Below are 256 nucleotides of genomic sequence, written 5' to 3'. Positions count from 1 at the left end.
TGCTCCCCACGCTTTCGCGCCTCAGCGTCAGTTATAGGCCAGAAAGTCGCCTTCGCCACTGGTGTTCCTCCACATCTCTACGCATTTCACCGCTACACGTGGAATTCCACTTTCCTCTCCTACACTCGAAGTCTTCCAGTTTCCGGTGCGAACCGAGGTTGAGCCTCGGGATTAAACACCAGACTTAAAAAACCGCCTGCGCGCGCTTTACGCCCAATAATTCCGGACAACGCTTGCCCCCTACGTATTACCGCGG

General features: G+C 55.1%; 1 rRNA gene (cut by a window edge). It reads right to left on the bottom strand.

Annotated elements, in window-relative coordinates:
• Positions 1 to 256, bottom strand: a 16S ribosomal RNA gene (locus EDM21_RS24500); its annotated part reaches 573 nt to the left of the window's first position; the annotation flags it as partial.

The organism is Paenibacillus lutrae (genome assembly GCF_009757775.1).
Classification (GTDB): Bacteria; Bacillota; Bacilli; order Paenibacillales; family NBRC-103111; genus Paenibacillus_F; species Paenibacillus_F lutrae.
This window is presented reverse-complemented; position numbering and strand designations above follow the sequence as displayed.